Annotated in this window: 23 protein-coding genes; 17 read left to right on the plus strand and 6 right to left on the minus strand. The window is 50.8% G+C overall.

What is annotated here, in order from left to right; genetic code table 11:
* The first annotated feature begins 41 nt into the window (after positions 1-41).
* From JVX88_RS29990 to JVX88_RS30000, 3 genes are all read left to right on the plus strand, one after another.
* On the plus strand, positions 42-539 hold the full coding sequence (locus JVX88_RS29990; protein ID WP_211622134.1) for a DUF2165 family protein: 498 nt from the start codon (positions 42-44) through the stop codon (positions 537-539).
* A gap of 264 nt (positions 540-803) precedes the next feature.
* On the plus strand, positions 804-1,061 hold the full coding sequence (locus JVX88_RS29995; RefSeq protein ID WP_211622135.1) for a hypothetical protein: 258 nt from the start codon (positions 804-806) through the stop codon (positions 1,059-1,061).
* A 37-nt stretch (positions 1,062-1,098) separates the two neighbouring features.
* A complete protein-coding gene (locus JVX88_RS30000) occupies positions 1,099-1,686 on the plus strand; it encodes an iron uptake porin (RefSeq protein WP_211622136.1) in 588 nt (195 codons plus the stop codon).
* A 235-nt stretch (positions 1,687-1,921) separates the two neighbouring features.
* On the opposite strand, the gene JVX88_RS30005 is transcribed toward JVX88_RS30000, so the two are convergent.
* Positions 1,922-2,137, minus strand: a complete 216-nt coding sequence (locus tag JVX88_RS30005) for a hypothetical protein (protein ID WP_211622137.1) — start codon at positions 2,135-2,137, stop codon at positions 1,922-1,924.
* Positions 2,138-2,242: 105 nt separating this feature from the next.
* On the opposite strand from JVX88_RS30005, the gene JVX88_RS30010 reads away from it, so the two are divergent.
* On the plus strand, positions 2,243-3,559 hold the full coding sequence (locus JVX88_RS30010; protein WP_211622138.1) for a hypothetical protein: 1,317 nt from the start codon (positions 2,243-2,245) through the stop codon (positions 3,557-3,559).
* A 61-nt stretch (positions 3,560-3,620) separates the two neighbouring features.
* Positions 3,621-3,965: a hypothetical protein gene (locus tag JVX88_RS30015; protein ID WP_211622139.1), complete on the plus strand. Its 345-nt coding sequence runs from the start codon at positions 3,621-3,623 to the stop codon at positions 3,963-3,965.
* 49 nt (positions 3,966-4,014) lie between these two features.
* Here the strand turns inward: JVX88_RS30015 and lnt are convergent, their stop codons facing one another.
* A complete protein-coding gene (lnt, locus tag JVX88_RS30020; RefSeq protein WP_263975306.1) occupies positions 4,015-5,304 on the minus strand; it encodes an apolipoprotein N-acyltransferase in 1,290 nt (429 codons plus the stop codon).
* On the opposite strand from lnt, the gene JVX88_RS30025 reads away from it, so the two are divergent.
* The gene (locus JVX88_RS30025) at positions 5,225-6,007 is read left to right on the plus strand and encodes an SGNH/GDSL hydrolase family protein (RefSeq protein ID WP_211622141.1); all 783 of its coding nucleotides are present in this window, start codon (positions 5,225-5,227) and stop codon (positions 6,005-6,007) included. The genes lnt and JVX88_RS30025 overlap by 80 nt on opposite strands.
* Before the next feature lie 216 nt (positions 6,008-6,223).
* Positions 6,224-6,820, plus strand: coding sequence for a TraX family protein (locus tag JVX88_RS30030; RefSeq protein ID WP_211622142.1), 597 nt, complete (start codon positions 6,224-6,226; stop codon positions 6,818-6,820).
* On the opposite strand, the gene JVX88_RS30035 is transcribed toward JVX88_RS30030, so the two are convergent.
* Positions 6,769-8,229: a hypothetical protein gene (locus JVX88_RS30035; RefSeq protein ID WP_211622143.1), complete on the minus strand. Its 1,461-nt coding sequence runs from the start codon at positions 8,227-8,229 to the stop codon at positions 6,769-6,771. The genes JVX88_RS30030 and JVX88_RS30035 overlap by 52 nt on opposite strands.
* Positions 8,181-9,719: a hypothetical protein gene (locus JVX88_RS30040; RefSeq protein ID WP_211622144.1), complete on the minus strand. Its 1,539-nt coding sequence runs from the start codon at positions 9,717-9,719 to the stop codon at positions 8,181-8,183. Before JVX88_RS30040 ends, JVX88_RS30035 begins: the two co-directional genes overlap by 49 nt.
* A gap of 26 nt (positions 9,720-9,745) precedes the next feature.
* Here JVX88_RS30040 and JVX88_RS30045 point away from each other — a divergent pair, with 26 nt between their 5' ends.
* The 5 genes from JVX88_RS30045 to JVX88_RS30065 all read left to right on the plus strand — a co-directional run bounded on the left by JVX88_RS30045 (position 9,746) and on the right by JVX88_RS30065 (position 12,548).
* Positions 9,746-10,051, plus strand: coding sequence for a type II and III secretion system protein (locus JVX88_RS30045; protein ID WP_263975649.1), 306 nt, complete (start codon positions 9,746-9,748; stop codon positions 10,049-10,051).
* Positions 10,052-10,893: 842 nt separating this feature from the next.
* Positions 10,894-11,175: an HU family DNA-binding protein gene (locus JVX88_RS30050; protein ID WP_225931772.1), complete on the plus strand. Its 282-nt coding sequence runs from the start codon at positions 10,894-10,896 to the stop codon at positions 11,173-11,175.
* Entirely contained in the window at positions 11,175-11,411 is a 237-nt protein-coding gene (locus JVX88_RS30055; protein ID WP_211622146.1) for a hypothetical protein, read from the plus strand. The genes JVX88_RS30050 and JVX88_RS30055 overlap by 1 nt, the downstream gene beginning before the upstream one ends.
* On the plus strand, positions 11,412-11,732 hold the full coding sequence (gene sugE, locus JVX88_RS30060; RefSeq protein WP_211622147.1) for a quaternary ammonium compound efflux SMR transporter SugE: 321 nt from the start codon (positions 11,412-11,414) through the stop codon (positions 11,730-11,732).
* Positions 11,733-11,807: 75 nt separating this feature from the next.
* Positions 11,808-12,548, plus strand: coding sequence for an esterase family protein (locus tag JVX88_RS30065; RefSeq protein ID WP_211622148.1), 741 nt, complete (start codon positions 11,808-11,810; stop codon positions 12,546-12,548).
* A 94-nt stretch (positions 12,549-12,642) separates the two neighbouring features.
* On the opposite strand, the gene JVX88_RS30070 is transcribed toward JVX88_RS30065, so the two are convergent.
* Positions 12,643-13,134, minus strand: coding sequence for a hypothetical protein (locus tag JVX88_RS30070; RefSeq protein WP_211622149.1), 492 nt, complete (start codon positions 13,132-13,134; stop codon positions 12,643-12,645).
* 262 nt (positions 13,135-13,396) lie between these two features.
* Here JVX88_RS30070 and JVX88_RS30075 point away from each other — a divergent pair, with 262 nt between their 5' ends.
* From JVX88_RS30075 to JVX88_RS30090, 4 genes are all read left to right on the plus strand, one after another.
* Entirely contained in the window at positions 13,397-14,143 is a 747-nt protein-coding gene (locus tag JVX88_RS30075; protein ID WP_211622150.1) for a hypothetical protein, read from the plus strand.
* 31 nt (positions 14,144-14,174) lie between these two features.
* Positions 14,175-14,486, plus strand: a complete 312-nt coding sequence (locus JVX88_RS30080; protein WP_211622151.1) for an Hpt domain-containing protein — start codon at positions 14,175-14,177, stop codon at positions 14,484-14,486.
* Positions 14,487-14,547: 61 nt separating this feature from the next.
* Positions 14,548-15,645 (plus strand): diguanylate cyclase, encoded by a 1,098-nt coding sequence (locus tag JVX88_RS30085; RefSeq protein WP_211622152.1) that lies wholly within the window; start codon positions 14,548-14,550, stop codon positions 15,643-15,645.
* Positions 15,539-16,282 carry an aminotransferase class I/II-fold pyridoxal phosphate-dependent enzyme gene (locus JVX88_RS30090; protein WP_317134673.1) on the plus strand — a complete coding sequence of 248 codons (744 nt, stop codon included), beginning with the start codon at positions 15,539-15,541 and terminating at the stop codon, positions 16,280-16,282. The genes JVX88_RS30085 and JVX88_RS30090 overlap by 107 nt, the downstream gene beginning before the upstream one ends.
* Positions 16,283-16,304: 22 nt before the next feature.
* Here JVX88_RS30090 and JVX88_RS30095 read toward each other — a convergent pair whose 3' ends face one another.
* Positions 16,305-16,760, minus strand: coding sequence for a hypothetical protein (locus JVX88_RS30095; RefSeq protein WP_211622154.1), 456 nt, complete (start codon positions 16,758-16,760; stop codon positions 16,305-16,307).
* Between the two features lie 160 nt (positions 16,761-16,920).
* On the opposite strand from JVX88_RS30095, the gene JVX88_RS30100 reads away from it, so the two are divergent.
* Positions 16,921-18,063 carry a proton-conducting transporter membrane subunit gene (locus tag JVX88_RS30100; RefSeq protein ID WP_263975307.1) on the plus strand — a complete coding sequence of 381 codons (1,143 nt, stop codon included), beginning with the start codon at positions 16,921-16,923 and terminating at the stop codon, positions 18,061-18,063.
* The last annotated feature ends 88 nt before the right edge of the window (positions 18,064-18,151 follow it).

The raw sequence follows: 18,151 nt of genomic DNA on the forward strand, positions 1-18,151 counted from the left end.
CACAGTCCTGACTCCTAACTCTCATACACCCAATCGTGCTGATGATTAAATTATTTATGATTGAACGTATCTCTAAAATTATTTTAGTTGCTGCTATTGCTTGCTTCTTTACACTGGTCGTCTTCAATAATCTCACTGACTATGGTACTAACTTTGCCTATGTGCAGCATGTGCTGCTGATGGATACGATTTTTCCAGAGAGTACGCTAACCTGGCGAGCCATTACCAATCCTCCGTTGCAGCACCTGATCTACTGGAGCATTATTGCCTGGGAAGCGATGACGGCTCTCCTCTGCTGGACGGGTGTGCTGCGGCTCAGTCAAGCTCTCAAGGCGGATGGGTCTGACTTCGATGCAGCCAAATCCTATGGGTTGATTGGCTTAACGGCGAGCGGTGTGCTGTGGCTGCTGGCCTTCTTTTGCATTGGCGGCGAGTGGTTTGTCATGTGGCAGTCTCCGGTGTGGAACGGTCAGCCGACGGCATTTCGCATGTTTACCATCTCTAGCATTGTGCTACTGTGGCTGCGGCAACCAGATTGAGTTGGGTCTCTGAACCCTATTCATCCAGGTGGAGGATGGCAAGATTAGATTGGACTTTGCATGATGGGAAAACAAGCGCAAAGGTCAATCTCTTGAAACCAAAGCATGGAGAAGGATGCGGATTATCCATTCCTGTGGATCCAAGAATTGACTTTACAGATTTGCGGAAGCATTCACCTGGAAATGACTCATGGCCCTGGTGCATTGGTTTGATTGGATGGCACCAGTTTTTGGCCTATCGTATTTCCACCTTAAGGAGTTTCAATGGCTGACAAAGCTGAAAGTTTGATTCATGATTTAGACAAAGTCGCCAAAGCCCGGCAAGAGTTTGCTGGATATTTGCAGGACATTGCCGGCACCCTAACTGAAACAGAGCAGATTGGCGAAACCGCCTCCGGCAAGCTGGGTCTAGAAAGCACCATCGAGGATTTGGAACTGGTGAGCCGCAATTTGAGCGAAGATGTGGTAATTCTCATGAAACCCTTTCCTAGTACCCCCTTGCAAGCTTTTGTCCTGTACTGAGTCAGAGGTTATACTCCTAGCTGCCTCTTTGCAAGATATGGCTACAGAATTGGCAAACTTGAAGGTTCGCTTAAAAGACTTAAGGCAGGAAACTTCGACCAGCAGCTTGCAAAAGCCAGACACAGCTCAAGAAGACCAGCATGACGTTCTCAGGACTTTCCATCGCCCTTGTAATCAATTTCCGCAATTGGCATTCTCTAAAGATGCAAATTTAGATTCAGTTCCTCGCTTGATTGCATTGAATCAAGTCAATTCTAACCCTGAAAGGCAATCGGAACTGTTGCTCGCCCAAGTTACGTCTACCAGTCAGATTATTGATGTTCCCAATAACCACTGGGCCTATGAAGCAATCAGAACAATGGTTGAAAAGTTTGGGGCATTAACGACTTATCCTGACCGTACCTTTCGAGGCAACAATCAGGTGAGTCAATATGAGTTTGCTGCGGTTCTCAACGCTACTCTTGATCAAGTGGTTGAGTTAATCGGATCATCCAGTGCTGAACTCGCTAACAAACAAGATCTGGAGTCCCTGCAAGCCATATATACAGAAGCATCGGTTATGCTCAGCAGCTTAGAGCAGCGAATGATGGGATTTGAGAATGAGGACAGCAGTTCGCGGTTGTAGATTTTGGATTGACGAATGTATGCGGAGCTATATTATGCGGAGCTATATTATGCGGAGCTATATTCAGATCTGGTGTACGGTATAGAGAAAGAAAAGGCGTATCCTGCTAGAATCGCATAGAAGAATGTTTCTGAATCTGGTTGGTTGACAATCAGGTAGGGGTAGCCAGCCTGGGTTAAGCCAGCCTGGTGAATCTGACCACCCATCAACTTGGCGAATTCTTGTTGATAGGGATTCATCGCAGTGTCGTGATTGGTCTGTGTTTGTCGGAGCCAGTTATGGGAATTGATGCTTTCAGATTCAGGGGTGCGATCGTTATCGCCTCTGGCACTACGCTTTTCAGATGTGCGTCAATGGCATTGAAATTGACCGTGTGGAGGTTGCTCCAGGGGAGACTGACATGAAAGCGATGGGGTTCATTGCTCAGGTTGAAGTTGAGATAGTGCTCCATATTACTCAGAGATTAAACATCCGCACAATGAGCGGGCTGAAGAATCTGGTACAATTGCTGCAACTCATTCTCATTTAATCAGTTTACTCTGTATTGAACTCCACCATGACCCTCATTCTCACCGAAGCTGACTGGGATGAACTGTGCCAACAAGCTCCTAAACCTAGATGTAACAACTTGATGCTAGATGAGTTTGAGGAGCTTACAGGCGGCGTACCGCAGTGTTTGGGGCGAGGATTTAGTCGTGGAATGGAGTTATTGGCTGGGCTGTCTTTAAACCTCTTAGACTGCAAATATCATCGGGACTGGGCATTGATAAGTGTCACGACTATTGCTTCAGCGGCAGACCGTCTCCCCGCCACTCAGGTGCCTCGTTCGCCTCAACCCTCAACCCGCTCACGGCCAACTCCAGCTCCCACTACAGCTAGCCAGGCCACTGCTCCATCCCCCAGTCTGATTTCCAGTCTGCCGCCCGCTCGACCTCAACCGCAAACTAGTGATCAAACCAATCCTCAGAGTAGTTCTCCAGCCCAAGCGCAAACGAACCCGCCCATTAGTACTCTCAACAATTTCCTGAACCGTGCGCAGAGCAATTCTCGAACCCATGCTCAAGCTAATTTGCGTCCGAATCGTTCGGTTGTTCTAGCAAGTGCAACAACTGCGCCAACCCGTTCAACCAACTCGGTGCCGATTTCAGTCCCAGCACCAGAAACAACCTCTCCTGCGGCGATCAACCTGACCGTACCGCCGCCAGAACGCCCCAGCGCCCAGTCTCCTCTCCCCGCTTCTCGCCCTGCCAGGAACCAACCCTTGAATCGAACCCTAGCAGCTTCAACCCAAACGGCAAGAGCCATTGAGATCGCCGTTCCACCACCTGAGCGCCCGCAAACGGTACCCACTACGGCCTCTCAAGTCCCACCTCAATTGGAAAATGTAGTGATCACAGCGGCAGCCAGTTTACCGCGTCAGAATTTTGCTGCAACGCGGCCCGCGGCTCCGACGCTAGGCGGCACTCCGATCAATATCCCGGTACCGCCGCCAGAACGGACCGCTGCCCGTGTCTCGACTAGTTCCTCAAGTAGCGCCTCGAATTCTGCTGTTGCGACCCGCATCTTGCCAGTACCGGCTGGAGAAATTCCTTTGGGCAATACGAGTGGGATGGCAAAAATCAGCATTGGCGATTCGAGCCGGAATGGCACGCTGGTGGCTCGGCGTAATCTCCAATTTCGCGTGGTGGTTGAAACCGCAGATGATTCAGCCCAATCCCTTGTGCAATCCCTTGTGCCTGGGGCATTTGTCACTTCGTTTAATGGCCAGTCTGTGATCCAAATTGGAGCGTTTAGTAGCCGGGAAAATGCGGAAGCTGCGGTGGAAATGTTGAGTCGCAGTGGATTACGGGGTATTATTCAGCCAATGGAATAAAAGTCTCAGCAATTTGGTCTGAGTGCTCATCCTCGGGCAGACAAGGGAGAGCATTAATCCAATGGCTATTCGTAAACAACATGATGCGCTCAGCGCTAGTTTCATGTTTCTGAGCTTTGCCACCGCAGCTCTGCTGATTGCCATGCAGATCACGGGTGAGCGAAGCAGAAGTGTGGCGACGCATTCTAGCTCTCGTCTTGAGACTAGCTCGACAGTGGCTCAGCGAACCACTCCAGCTACGCAAACATTAACAGTCCAAAAACAGTCGCAATCTACCGCCCAGCCTGACTCCGCTCAAAGTGGCCTGGACCAGATTTTATCCGCCTCCCATCCGGTCGCAAACATAACATCAGCACTAACATTGAAAGGCTCTGAGATCTCTATCCTTTTTTCAGCCATCTCTTAAGTCACCATATGTGATTGAAAGATCAATTGATACGCAAGAGAACTTTTAACTAACATCCGTTTCCTGAGTGAAAAGACTTACGAAAACCAAAGAGAAATGCTCCAATTAGACCCAAAGTGCAGATCCATCCCAACCAATCACCATATCTGGCAAAAAAGGTTAGCCCCCCGTCGCTCTTTGATACTGTCCAGATACGAAAATCCTCTTGATAAACCGGAGCCGGGTTCAGTATTTCGCCTCCTTCATTTATGTAGGCTGTGATCCCAACATTTGTTACCCGAAGCAATGGCCTCTTGGACTCAACCGCTCGAAAAACCGCATTCGCCAGATGCTGCCTAAGTACCGGAGTCGGTCCGAGATAGCCATCGTTCGTCATTTCAATTATCACATCCGCACCGTTCCGGACATATTGCCGTGAAAGTTCACCGAAATGCGATTCGAAACAGATCATCACCCCAGCCTTTGCCTCGCCGAGCGGGAACAAACGGTGTTCGGATCCGTATGAAAAATTCCCGACGAATCCCGGCAATAGCCCTTCAAGCGGGAACGGGACTGCCTCCCCGAACGGAACGAGGTAAATCTTATCATATTGCTGTATCTCGCGACTCTCCGGTCCGACCATCACAGCAGAATTAAAGAATTTACCATCCAGATGGTTCGGTTCGGCTGAATTGAAGAGCACATTTACATTGTTTTGCGAGGCAAATGCATCGATAAATGTTTTGGTCTCGGCGTCGTACTCATACATAAAATTCATCGGTGATTCCGGAAAGATCACCGTTATCGGCCGCGCGGGCTGATATTCCTTTCCCCTGAGTTCGAGTAAAGCCTTTTCCGCCATTCGAACGTGTCTTTGCCTTAATTGATCCCACTTCTCCCGCGTCAGGCCAGACATCGGTACATTGGGCTGAAGAGCTACAACATAAGCCACAACATCACCCTTGTAAGTCCAGCGGACCCACGAATTAAGTATGTTAATTAGAAACGCCGCCGTTATCAGCAGGGTAAGCGGCAGAACGCCGAAGATATATTTGTATTTATTGCTACTCGAAGAAATCAGCACGAAACCGAACGCTATAGCGGATGCAAAAGAAGCACAGATAAAACTGACGAACAAGACACCACCATAACGTGCGTAAACCAAAAAAGGTTCAAAGAAGGCTTGAGAGTATCCGAGAGCATTCCAGTTGTTACCGGTCATCCAATATCTGGCGAACTCGGTAAATACCCAAGCGAACGGAGCAGCGAAAGATCCATAAATGCCGAATCGTCGCAGGAAAAATGACATTATAGCGGCGAAGAATGCAGGAAAAATTCCAACTATCACACATACGATCACGAGCAATGCATATGCGAGCAATGGAGGGAAAGCCGCGTATGTTGCTACATCGACCCAGTCCGGCGAACGTCATCAGCTTACCTATGAACAATGGCTGGACCAACTGCGGCAGGAAGCGAATGCGATTGTCGAGCAACAGCCAGAGCGGCTGACCATACTGGTTGGAGATTCGATTAGTCTCTGGTTTCCGAATGAGCTGCTGCCTCCAGAGCGCTTTTGGCTAAATCAGGGCATTTCTGGCGAAACCTCTCATGGTCTACTGAAGCGACTGGATTTGTTCGAGAAAACCAAGCCAGAAACTATCTTTGTCATGATTGGCATCAATGATCTGCTGCGTGGCACGAGCGATCAGGAGATCCTCGACAACCAGCGCCAAATTATTCGTGACCTCGATGCAGCCCATCCCCAAGCTCAGATTGTGGTCCAGTCGATTCTGCCCCATGCCAAGCAAGCCACTTGGGAAGGGCGCGAGCGGCTGCTCAAAGTGTCCAATCAGCGAATTCAGGATCTCAACAAACAGCTCGAAACCCTGGCCCGACAAGAAGGCGTTTACTTTCTCGATCTGTATCCTCTATTCGCCAATCTCGACGGCGATCTGCGGCCCGAACTTAGTACTGACGGACTTCACCTCAGCACTCAGGGCTACCAAACCTGGAGCATTGCTCTACAGGTCTATAGTCGCGAAGTTTTGAACGTGGATTGACGGCTGTAAAATTGCTTGGCAGTACTTGACAGTGTAAGCATCTCCCTTGGGTGCTAGCCGCATGTTTGAGGATGATTAGACTTGGGGGTGATTAGGCTTGGGGATGACTCAGATGGTGGTGATCAGGCAGTGATGTAGATGCAGCCATGCCATCCTGGTTGCTAGTCTGGCTCATAGTACACTCCTGCGGGAGCTAAACAAAGAGCCAGAACCTCCATGCCCCAACTGCTGACCAACTACCACATCAAGCTTTTGGCCGCTCTGCTGATGCTCATCGATCATGTGGGCGCGATTCTCTTGCCCGAGCTGACACTGCTCCGGGTGATTGGCCGCTTGAGCTTTCCCTTATTTGCCTGGTTGTTGGTTCAGGGAGAAGCCCATACTCGCAGCGTGCACAAATACGCCCTGCGATTGCTGGGCCTTGGTCTGATCTCGCAGCCCATTTACATGGTCGCTTTTCAGGTCTCTCGACTGAATATTTTGTTTACCCTACTGCTAGGTTTGATTTGCCTGCGGCTGGTGCGAGCGTTTCCTCGCTGGCAGCTGGTAGTCTGGGCTGGAGGCAGTCTGATCGCTACAACTGCCAATCTGGAATACGAGGGCTACGGCATTGCGGTGATTGCATTGATCCGGTATTTCAAGCCGCACTGGCTCTGGTGGATTGCTTGGCTTGGGCTGCATTTGCTGATTAGCGCTGTTTCCCCCGATAGCAGTTCCCAGATCTGGGCTGTTTCAGCAGCGCTATTGATGGGCATGACTAATCAGCAACGAGGCGCAAAAGCCCGCTGGGTCAATTGGTTGCGCTCTGCCTGATCAGGCTCATCCACATACTTCCGCAGATCTCCCATCAGATCGTTAATCACCATACTGCGCACCTGATGGGCTTGCTGGTGTTCATTCAATGGCTGGGGCTTGTCGGGGTCTTGATCGGCGTAGATGGTGGTGTCTGGCCTAAAGGCTGCTTCTAGCCGCTGTTCATAGAGGCAGTTAGGATTGTGCTTGAAGAAAGGCGAGCTACGGAACTGCTCGGTTGCTCCCCGCACTGCCGCCTCAAACGCATCATCTGAAGGATTCTGAACCCGTTCATCCGTGATGACTTCTTCTTTGGTTGCTAACGGATCTGGATCGGCTACGGGTACAGGCAAACCATCTTGATCAGTGGTGATATAAGCATGGGTCAAGTAGTCTCGTAACTTAATAGATTCTGGAGACAGCGGCTTGTTATCAGGAGCAAACGCTTCTGTGTTCTCAAATATGGGTTGATCCCAATTGGCGCGCCAACTCATGATTGTGTCTGTCAGCGTCAGCCAGTCTGGGTCATGTTGGCTCAAGGGCCGGAAGCCAATGGATTGACCGGCAACCTCACCTGTTGCGATGGGTTGAGGGTTAAACCACTCTAGAGTGTCCTTCGGTAGTTGGAGTGCGTCTAGAAAGACGAGCTGAAAATCGCGTAGCTGATTGTTTGATTCATTCGTTGGTGAATGCGGAGGAACGGGCAAAAAACCAGCATGACGATTGTCTTCTGTCCCTTCCTCCTGATCAGGATCCCGATCACGGATTGAGCGAGGGAACAGGACAAAGTAGGCATAGGTATCTTCTTTCAGTTCTTCATCCGGTTCTTTATCTGGTTCTTTATCTGGTTCTTCATCCGGTAGATCCAAAATCTGATCTTGAGTGTCCCGAATCACAAATACTGAATAATTGGGTGTCCCAAATGATGGCTGAGATGTCGATCGGGTAAGTGCCTCCACCTCTGCTGCCGCTATTTCTGCGGCCTCTGCAACAAAAGCCATCCGCGATCGAGAAGCGGCCTCGACGCCAGGGAGAGTGGCTTCCACTTCGGTGGCTTCCAACCCCAGGTTCAAATATTTTTCGGTCCGCGCTCGCGCCTGAGTGACAGCATCTGGGTTTGAACTCAGCCGGACATTGAATTGCAACTGGTGCCCCATCGCTGAAATTGCCAATGTACCTGAACCGCGCAATCCAGCATCGTTTACACCGTTGAAGGCAAACTCTAATCCAGCAGTGAAGTTGATGGTCAGGGTAAAACGATAGGTCAGTCGAATGGTTTTAAACAGCAGCGGAATCCGAATCCAAAGGGCGACAAACAGTTGAATCCGCAACTCTAGGCCAATGGCTCCATAAAGCGTCGGGCGGTTGCTAGCAAACTCGACTAAGCCAATGTAGCGCGCCCCAAATGCGGCATTTGCTTTTGCTTCCACACTAGCCCCCACCAGTCCACCCACTTAAGCGTTCGTTCCGCATTATTCGTAACTTCGCGAAACATCAGATTTGCTTCTGACGAGACAAGATAAACGTAATTTCGTGCTACGAGCGGAGCTGCTTCCTTTAGAGTATCACGAATGAACACCGTGGCTTCCAGTGTTCGCTGCTGCCGCTCCCTTTCATCGATCTCCACCTGCATCCGAGCCTTAGTTTCCACAAGTTTATTTAACTCCGCTCCTATGGAATCTGCTCTCTTTTGAACGGTTTCAAGCCGCACAGTTGTTTCGGCAACACTCTTCTGCAAGGCCAAAAGCTCTGTTTTCACTAGCTGATGCTCTGCTGGGTCGTAGTTCTTTGACGCCTGCTCTGCGAGCTCTCTTGCCTCCGCAACAGCAAGCTCTGCTTTTTCTTTTGCCTGACGAGCTTTGTGAAAGTCTATCTCACGGTTCGCGGTCTCTCTCGCGATTCTTTCAAGCGAGAGAAATATCCGGTGGCCTTCGGCCGTTGAATCGCGCAATTCGGTCGCCTGTTTCCAATGTTCTTCCAAGTCCTTATACGACTCAGATTGTTCGACAATGATCTTTCGGTCGCTTTCCAGCCGCTCAATGTTTTTCTCAATATCGCTAAGACGCTGACGCAGATCGGGTTCGGTTGCGATCTGCCGCTCGAGCAGATCAACCTTCGCCTTGGGATTGTCAAGATCTTTCAATTCACTTTCCAATTCCGTAAGCATTTCGACCAGAGCCGGTTCCTCAGCCGCGATTTCCTTGACACGTTCGTATTCCGTTCGCAGACGTTTCCCTTCAGCCTCGATCTCCGTCGCCCTTTCTTCATAGACGGAAACTTGCGCAACTGCTTTTGAGGCCTCGCGTGCACCAACAAGTTCTTGACCTAACGCTGCGGATTCAGCTTCAAGGGTTTCGATGTGGGTCTTTAGCTCATTGAACTGGCTTCCAATAAAACTTTCCAGGGTCTCGCCTTCTTTCAGGTTCAGGCATTTTTCAGAGAGTATCGGACAAAGTCCGTTCTTGATCTCTTTCTGGAAACGCTGGTCGCGATCAAGCTCCGCTCGCGATCGGGCAAGTTCGGAAAAGATCTCACTCTCACGCCGCTGCAGCATATCCAGCTTTTCGGCGTCGGCAAGTTTCGCCCGTGCATCGGCCAAAAGCGTCTTATTACGGCTAAAATCCTTCCGCATCTTTTCGAGCTTTTCATCGAGTTGCTTTAATTCCTCCCTCGCTGCACGCACGACCGCAAGCCGGGTTCGCACCTCGTCAAGCTGCTTCTCCTTCTCGCTCTGCTTAACTGTCAGCGGACGTAACTCACTAAGCTGAGCGTGGGCTGCGGCGGTCTCACTCAGTTTCTCGCGGATTGAACGCTCGTCTGCCTTTACGGAATCCTCTGCCTTTTCGACCTTGAACAATTCGTTCCGCAGCCGGTCTCGCTCGGTTCGTTCACGCCCCGATTCGAGAAGTTGATCTCTCAACCGATCTACTGCCTAATCGGGCCACCCTGCTCTCAGTTCGGCAAGTCCAGTCAGGCCGAATTCGACTACGCGATAATCAAACCTTGATTTTGTCGGGAATTATCCAGGAAACGGACCGTACTACCGTCACAAAAGTGCCGATTTTGGGCGATATCCCAATTTTGGGAGCCTTGTTCAGAAGCACAAACCGTGAGAATGGCCGTCAAGAAGTGATTGCGCTGGTGACGCCCAAAATTTTGGATGATTCGGACTTCTCGAACTTCGGCTACCGCTATGTGCCGACTCGTGAAGTGCAGGAAATCTTGCAGCGGCGCGGAGTTCAGGTGCCTTAGGCGCTGGACAGCAAATAAGGCTGTTGAATAGCAAACAAGCTGTTGAATAGCCGAACAGGTTGGGATGGTGCATGTAGGGATAGATCGGATGACGCAAATGGTTGCAGCTTCGCCCTGGGTCTGTCCCTACTTTCGTTGCTGGTGCTGCTTTAGCTGCTGGCGTTTAGAAATCCAACAGCTGTTGTTTAGAAACCAGCGTTGAGAAGCCAGCAATACATTTTGCTAAGAATTGGGAAAAGATAGAAACAGGAACTGCCATGCATGCTGGGAAAGATCGGTTCCATAACAGGTTAGCTCTAACGTTGGTCTTGAAATCGCAGTGCTGCTTCTGGAAAAGACGTGAATTTCGAGACTATCTTTTGTAACAGATCGAGGCATGGGCCAGTAAATAGAGCAAGTAAATAGAGCAGGTGTGTTTGGGGGGTGCATTCGGAGAATTATTCCCGAACTAGCCACAAATCGTTTAAGACAATACTGTAAGAATTTCCCATCGGGTTGATCCATCCCCACTTCAGCCGCTTCAGCCACCAGCAAATGAGTCGAAAACTTGCAACAATTCGCAACACTTTTAGCCGCAATTTGGCTCAAATTTGCCGGTTTGGGTGAGTAAATTTGCTTACCAAATAAAAGTTTTCTTAAGAAATCCTCGAAATCTATATAAATTAAAGGTTCCATCGATCCATATTGGATATGTTGCCCTTAGAATAAAGCAGTGAAAATTCGAGTTCATCTGGGTTTCAGCGATCTACCCCGATCGAGGCTGATTTCCACCTCGAATTTTTATCCTCAGATCCAAACTATCGATCTGATGGTTCTGACCGCGTAGGTCAATCTCTCTACCACTGACTAATGTTGTTAAGGAGACACCCATGAATAAAGGTGAGTTAGTCGATAAGGTTGCAGAAAAAGCCAACGTTACCAAAAAGCAAGCCGATGCCGTTTTGACAGCGGCGATCGATTCAATTATGGAAGCCGTCTCTCAAGGCGATAAGGTAACGCTGGTTGGTTTTGGTTCCTTCGAGCCACGCGAACGCAAAGAGCGGGAAGGACGCAACCCCAAGACCGGAGAAGCAATGCAGATCCCAGCAAGGGCGAGTATAAGGGAGCGGATGCAGATCCGATAATGATCGATTTCTGGCTGGCGAATGCTAAGTTGGTAGGCGACGGCGGAGAATATCGGGTGCGGTATTCCGTCAATGGCGGTGAGCCAAAGTTCATCGAAAAATGGGCTCCGCTCTGGCTTTCTGGTTGGACCGCAGGCAAACACACCATAAAACTTGAGCTGATCGACAAAGACGGTAACGTGGTCGATAACGGCGGATATAACTCCACCACGCGTGAGATAACGGTAGTCAAATAGATGAACTGGCTTTATCTGGTTATCGCCGGGTTGCTTGAGATCGCCTGGGCGATCGGCTTGAAATATACGGAAGGCTGGACACGCCTTGTGCCCAGCCTTGTTACCGGCGTACTGATGGTAGCGAGCTTTTATTTTTTATCGCTTGCGGTAAAGACGCTTCCGATCGGCACCGCCTATGCCGTTTGGACCGGTATCGGAACCGTTGGCGCGGCACTCATTGGCATGGTCTTATTTGACGAACCGCGAGACGCGGTCCGCGTTATTTGCATAATGCTGATCATCGCGGGCATTGCCGGCTTGAAAATCACCTCTTCCAATTAAGAGAATTTCAAATTTCATTATAAAATCAGGGTTTTCTAACTAGTAAGGCAATTTCTTTTGGAGCATCCTTTTTATATGCGACGTGATATAACCTCGTGGTATAGCCACAATCTTAATATGGATATGCCGCTCGTTGCCTACGGGCATTCGGGATATCCTCTGCTAATGTTTCCAACCGCGGCCGCAGATTATCTTGAATACGAGCGGTTTTACTTGGTCGATTCGATCAAGTGGTTCATAGAGAACGGCCTGATCCGTGCCTATTCGATCAATTCTGTCAACAAATACAGCTTGCTTAACCGAGAGTCTCACCCGGCATGGAAGGTCGAGATGCTGGACCGCTACGACCGCTATATAATGGACGAGGTGATGCCGCTTATCCGTAATGAGTGCGGTCCAGATGCAAGACCGCTTACGACCGGAGCTTCGCTCGGTGCATTCCTAGCCGCAAACACGTACTTCAAGCATTCAGATCAGTTTCGTGGGACTATCGCGATGAGCGGAAGCTACGACATTTATAATTATCTGGACAAAGGCTTCTATAACGACAGTGTTTATTTCAATAATCCTGCGATGTATCTCAGGAACCTTAATGACGACTACCATTTGCCGCGATTAAGGAAAGCTGATTCCATAGTAATTGTTTCGGGGCAAGGAGCATATGAAGCTCCGGACCGCAGCCGAGAGCTTTCCGGCATACTTCATTCAAAGGGTATTCCGCATTTGCTTGAGCTTTGGGGGCACGATGTTAATCACGATTGGCCGTGGTGGCGGAAGATGCTTCCATACTATCTGGGAAGATTCACACAGAATTGAAACTTGTGTAAAAGGATAAACGAAAATGGACACGTTAACAAATTTAGACAACAAATTTAGACAACAAACGCATCGACTTGAGCTGTACCGATACTCAACCCAGCAGTAAATGCATTGACATCATGCTAAAGGCTGTGACGTTGAATATCTGGTTGAGCACGCTGGCAGCAGCATCGTTGAGGGTGATATCAACGTTATTGATATCGAGATTATTGCGTCCCTGTTTCTTTGAAGTGGCAATGCTGCCAACCTCTAGATTGAACAATGGAGCACGAGTCACAATATCCCCATTCACAATCACTAAGCCGGTCAATATCGTCTGACCGTTTAAGTTGGTAATCACAAAATCTGTGAGATTGACCTCTGTACTGCCTGCTCTGAGAGTCAAGCCACCACTATGAATAATTTCAACTTTAGTCCTATCGAGATCGACTGCACCACCAGTAATGGCAAAACTCGCAATTCCATTTTGAATACGGGTATTGCCAAATCCACTGGCTTGTACATTCAAAGTGCCCAAGGCATTGACTAACTCAGTGCTCAACGCGACTGAAGTTTGACCGTTTCGACTTGTTGAAGTAGTCACCTGAGACATTCCACTCTATTACACAGATAGGTCTTTCACCAATCCTGGGATAGCTTAACCTTTCCGATCAGAATCTGCAAGACGCGTTCAGAGAGGACATAGGACCTAAAATAAAAATAGGCCAAAATTGGAAGCCGCTTGAGAGGGGTTTAATCTAGATAATTCAGATCCATAATTAATTGTTGTCTGATGTCGTTTAGAACACTTCTCCTTACGCTCACTTTCTGGCAAAATTTGCGGTACCCTGCCTCTTCAAAAACCTATGGCAAGAGCAAAAGAAACGGTCCCCGAGATTAACCTGAGCGATTCGCAGTATTACTTTAATCGAGAGTTAAGTTGGTTAGAGTTTAACCGTCGCGTCCTCCACGAAGCCCTAGATGCTCGCACACTACTGTTGGAGCGGCTAAAGTTTCTGGCTATTTTTAGCTCAAATTTGGACGAGTTCTTCATGGTGCGAGTCGCCGCCTTAAAGCAGCAGGTGGAAGCAAGTGTGAGTACCCTTACTCCCGATGGCCGCACTCCTCCAGAGCAGCTTGATGCCATTAGTCAAGTACTTCGTCCGATGGTAGTAGAGCAGCATCGCCATTTTGAGCAGGTTTTGCGGCCAGCTTTGATCGAGCATGGGGTCTATCTGCTCAATTACATCGACCTGAGCCAAGAGCAACGACTCTATCTACAGGATTTTTACGAAAAGCGAATTTTCCCAGTCCTGACCCCGCTGGCGGTAGATCCGGGCCATCCGTTTCCGTTTATTTCCAATCTCAGCCTTAATTTGGCCGTTGTAGTTAAGGATCCAGAAACCGAAGAAGAGCATTTTGCTCGCGTCAAGGTGCCCAGCAGCCTGCCTCGGTTTGTCACATTCCCAACTGAACTGCGCCAAGTTGATGGTAAATCAAAACACCCAGACCTTGCCCGTCCTATAGCCGCCTGTTCTCACAAACGAGATGATGCCGACCTGTTGGAACGCCGATTCTCTGGGCGACCCGAGCGGGTCGGAGGCTGGAGGTGACGGCATGTCTCATCCGGGGTCCCAGGGACCGATGATCAGTGCGTACGCCAATGACCCCGAGATGCGCGAGTTGGTGGCGCTGTTCGTCAGCGAGCTGCCCGATCGCGTTGAGAAGCTTTGGACGGCATGGCACGCGCAGCAGGCAGAGCAGGTGTGTCGGATGGCGCACCAGTTGCGCGGTGCCGGCTCCGGGTATGGATTCCCAGCGCTGAGTGAGGCCGCGGCAAAGCTTGAGAACGATCTGCGACGGATCTCGTCGGCGTCGGGTGGCGCGGCACTTGAGTCGGTTGCCGAGCAGTTCCGGGAACTTGTTGATATCTGCAGCAGGGCGCGGGCTGCATAGACCGTCTGGTCTTGTTCGTGGTGATCCTCTCGGTCCTTTCGTTTTGGAGCGAAGCGAGTCCATGACGGTTGCGCCCGGCCAGTTCAAGGAAACGCACCCACTGGTGCTGGTGATCGACGACTCGGTCGACGTTCACCGGCTGCTCAAGGCGAGGCTGCGTCACGAGGAGATCGACCTTGTCGAGGCCCTGTCGGGCAAGGACGGGGTGGCGATCGCGAAGGACCTCCAGCCAGCACTCATCCTGCTGGATCTGGACATGCCGGACGTCGACGGGTTCCAGGTGCTGCGGCAACTCAAGAACGACCGTCGGACGATGGACGCGCCGGTGATCATTCTTTCGGCGCTGCACAGTTCTCAGGACAAGGTGACGGCGTTCGACCTAGGTGCGATGGACTACATCACCAAGCCCTTCGACATGACCGAGCTGCGGGTGAGGCTGAGGTCGGCGCTGAGGCTGCACCAACTGGTGCAGATGCTCGCGCAGCGGGCCCAGATCGATGGGCTGAGCGGGCTGTGGAACCGTTCGTACTTCAACCGCCGCTGGGCCGACGAGGTGTCGCTCGCCTCGAGGCACGGCTCGGCGCTCTCGCTGGCGATGATCGATGTGGACCACTTCAAGAGCATCAATGACACCTACGGGCACCCGGCGGGCGACATCGTCATCCAGGGGCTCGCGAAGCTGCTGGTGAGGGAGACGCGGCAGGAGGACGTCGCGTGCCGGTACGGCGGCGAGGAGTTCGCTCTGGTGCTGCCTCAGACCGGTCCGGCACAAGCGCGGCAGCTCTGCGAGCGCATCCGCGTTGCGGCGTCGGAGTTGCTCTGGGTGCGGCACCCTGAGCGAACGGTGACGATCTCGATCGGACTGGCTGGCTACGACCGACCGCCCGAGCTCTCGCCGGAGCTGTGGGTGGAGCTAGCCGACAAGGCGCTGTACCAGGCGAAGCAATCGGGACGCAACCGCGTGACGGCCGCTGAGGCTGGCGCCAAACGGCCCTTTGATTGCGGGTGGCAAAATCCATCAGCTCATCCTCAAACCCGAAAACGATTGGCTGATCGACTTCAGTGCCATTCCCGACGCTATAGCTCAGCAGGCCAAAATTCTCTATTTCAATTACCCCAGCAATCCCACTGCTGCCACCGCACCGCGCGAATTCTTTGAAGAAGCGGTAGCCTTTGCCCGCAAGTACGAAATTATGCTGGTGCATGATTTGTGCTACGCCGAACTGGCCTTTGATGGCTATCAGCCCACAAGCCTGCTAGAAATTCCGGGCGCGAAGGAGATCGGAGTCGAGTTCCATACCCTGTCTAAAACCTACAACATGGCAGGTTGGCGGGTTGGCTTTGTAGTCGGCAATCGCCATATTATCCAGGGCCTGCGCACGCTCAAAACCAATCTCGACTATGGCATTTTTGCGGCGCTGCAAACTGCGGCGGAAACCGCCCTCAACCTGCCCGATGTCTACCTGCACGAAGTCCAGGCTCGCTACCGCACCCGGCGGGACTTTTTGATTCAAGGCTTGGCCGAGTTGGGTTGGGATGTACCCAAAACTAAAGCCACGATGTACCTCTGGGTGCCCTGCCCACCCGACACGAGTTCGACCGACTTTGCCCTGACGGTGCTTCAGCAGACGGGTGTGGTCGTCACTCCTGGCAATGCCTTTGGTCAAGGTGGCGAAGGCTATGTGCGAATTAGCTTAATTGCCGACTGTGATCGGCTTCAACAAGCCCTACAACGATTGCAGCAGGCTAATATTCGATATCAGCCTGCGCTTTCGGAAGTGAAAAGCAAAAAGTAAAGAGGCAAAAGGGCGTATTCCCCTAGGATTTGGCAGCTCTACGAACCGGCAAGCGCGAATCTAGATCAATGCCGTTATTGCCACAGAACACTCTCAGGTCATTCGTAGCATCGATTGCCCAGCGAACTCGCGCTTTAGCGTACTCTGGATCGCAAGAAGTAACCCCGTGAACTAGTCTGTGGCGTAATCGGAAGGCTCGATCAAGCCCGTCCCAATTTCTTACCACTTCTGGAAGACGACGTTGCACATTAGGAAAAACTTCTTCCTGCCAGACTTGTTTATATCTGCTAAGTCCGTGGCATTTCTCCATAGTTTCTCGTATCACTACATTGGGAGAAGTACCCAGTGCAATAATGGCGCGCCGAACAGTCCATTCAAAGTGAATAACGGCAAGCAGGGCTGCCAGAGCTGGATCTTCTTCTAAGAATCGCTCGATTCGCTCCTCACGAGACGAACTTGAATCTCGAACTAGAAACACTGAATCCCCTATAGTTCCCTAAAGGCAAGACGACCTAATTACTTAGATCGTGACCTCAACTAGAGGAGCGTGCAATGGGCTTCACCAAAGATTCAAGCACTCCAAATGATTGTTTTAAATGCCTGAACCAAAGCGCTCCCGCCCGTGGGGGGTCTCAAGAATGGAGGGACCGATTCCCAGCACGATCCTGCGAAACTCGGTCGTGGTCGCTACTGGAGCCTGGGGGTTAGTCAAATTAGAACCCGTGCTAGCTCTGTCACCCTTTGTTCTGAATGCGGCGATTGCGATCGGTGCGGTCACCGCGATTGGTGGAACCTTGATTGCAATTGCCCAGATTGACACCAAGCGGTCTTTGTCTTACCTGGTCAGTGCCTACATGGGCATCATCTTCATCGCTGTTGGCGCACAGCAAACTGACGCCGCTCTGCTGCTGGTCCTAACCCACGCGGTGGCAATGGCAACCCTAGTTGCGAGCTGCGGTTCAATTATTCTCAACAACATCACGCAAGATCTAACTCAGCTCGGCGGACTGTGGAGCCGTCGCCCGATCACTGGCTTATCTTTTGTGGTTGGAGCGCTAGGACTAATTGCGCTGCCTCCCCTGGGTGGATTCTGGGCCATGCTGGAATTGGCTGATGAACTGTGGATGACTCGTCCGGGTGTGGTCGGACTACTCCTGCTGATTAATGCGCTTTCGGCCTTCAGCGTCACCCGTACCTTTGGGCTCATCTTTGCTGGTGATGTCAAGCCCATGACGGTGCGTTCGCCAGAAAACCTGTGGGCCATAACGTTACCAATGACGATGCTGGCTGGCTTTGTGCTGCATGTACCGCTGATTCTCAACAGCCTGTCGCTGCTGCCTGCTTGGGCAACTCTCAACAAAGACCTGGCTCTCCTATTGACCTGGTCCAGTATCTTTGGCGTCAGCCTCAGTGCGGTGCTCTATGTGGGCAACTTCGTGAAAAAGCCGGTTCAGCTTCCCTGGAAGCCCCTGCAAGATCTGTTTGCCTACGATTTCTATACGCCTAGAATCTACCGTTCGAGTGTAGTGGGTAGCGTTGACATTATTTCCCGCATTACCGACTGGGTTGATCGCTACATTGTGGATGGTTTGGTAAACCTGGTAGGACTGTCGTCTATCTTCGGCGGAGAGGCGCTCAAGTACGGCAACTCTGGTCAGACTCAGTTTTACGCTCTGACGATCGCCGTTGGTGTGGTTTTGACCGCGCTATGGGTGAGCTGGTCTTACATTGCCCATCTGTCGATTACGACTCAGATCGTGTCACTGCTGACCGGGAATTAATTCTAAGTTATGAGTTTTGAGTTTTGAATTTTCAAGTTCATGACTTAAAACTCATAACTTAAAACTCATAACTTAAAACTCATAACTT

This window comes from Leptolyngbya sp. 7M, from assembly GCF_018128485.1.

Coding starts and splice junctions, on each gene's coding strand:
- JVX88_RS29990 (WP_211622134.1), top strand. CDS start 42: ATGATTAAATTATTTATGATTGAACGTATCTCTAAAATTATTTTAGTT.
- JVX88_RS29995 (WP_211622135.1), top strand. CDS start 804: ATGGCTGACAAAGCTGAAAGTTTGATTCATGATTTAGACAAAGTCGCC.
- JVX88_RS30000 (WP_211622136.1), top strand. CDS start 1,099: ATGGCTACAGAATTGGCAAACTTGAAGGTTCGCTTAAAAGACTTAAGG.
- JVX88_RS30005 (WP_211622137.1), bottom strand. CDS start 2,137: ATGGAGCACTATCTCAACTTCAACCTGAGCAATGAACCCCATCGCTTT.
- JVX88_RS30010 (WP_211622138.1), top strand. CDS start 2,243: ATGACCCTCATTCTCACCGAAGCTGACTGGGATGAACTGTGCCAACAA.
- JVX88_RS30015 (WP_211622139.1), top strand. CDS start 3,621: ATGGCTATTCGTAAACAACATGATGCGCTCAGCGCTAGTTTCATGTTT.
- JVX88_RS30025 (WP_211622141.1), top strand. CDS start 5,225: ATGCCGAATCGTCGCAGGAAAAATGACATTATAGCGGCGAAGAATGCA.
- JVX88_RS30030 (WP_211622142.1), top strand. CDS start 6,224: ATGCCCCAACTGCTGACCAACTACCACATCAAGCTTTTGGCCGCTCTG.
- JVX88_RS30055 (WP_211622146.1), top strand. CDS start 11,175: ATGATCGATTTCTGGCTGGCGAATGCTAAGTTGGTAGGCGACGGCGGA.
- sugE (WP_211622147.1), top strand. CDS start 11,412: ATGAACTGGCTTTATCTGGTTATCGCCGGGTTGCTTGAGATCGCCTGG.
- JVX88_RS30065 (WP_211622148.1), top strand. CDS start 11,808: ATGCGACGTGATATAACCTCGTGGTATAGCCACAATCTTAATATGGAT.
- JVX88_RS30075 (WP_211622150.1), top strand. CDS start 13,397: ATGGCAAGAGCAAAAGAAACGGTCCCCGAGATTAACCTGAGCGATTCG.
- JVX88_RS30080 (WP_211622151.1), top strand. CDS start 14,175: ATGATCAGTGCGTACGCCAATGACCCCGAGATGCGCGAGTTGGTGGCG.
- JVX88_RS30085 (WP_211622152.1), top strand. CDS start 14,548: ATGACGGTTGCGCCCGGCCAGTTCAAGGAAACGCACCCACTGGTGCTG.
- JVX88_RS30100 (WP_263975307.1), top strand. CDS start 16,921: ATGGAGGGACCGATTCCCAGCACGATCCTGCGAAACTCGGTCGTGGTC.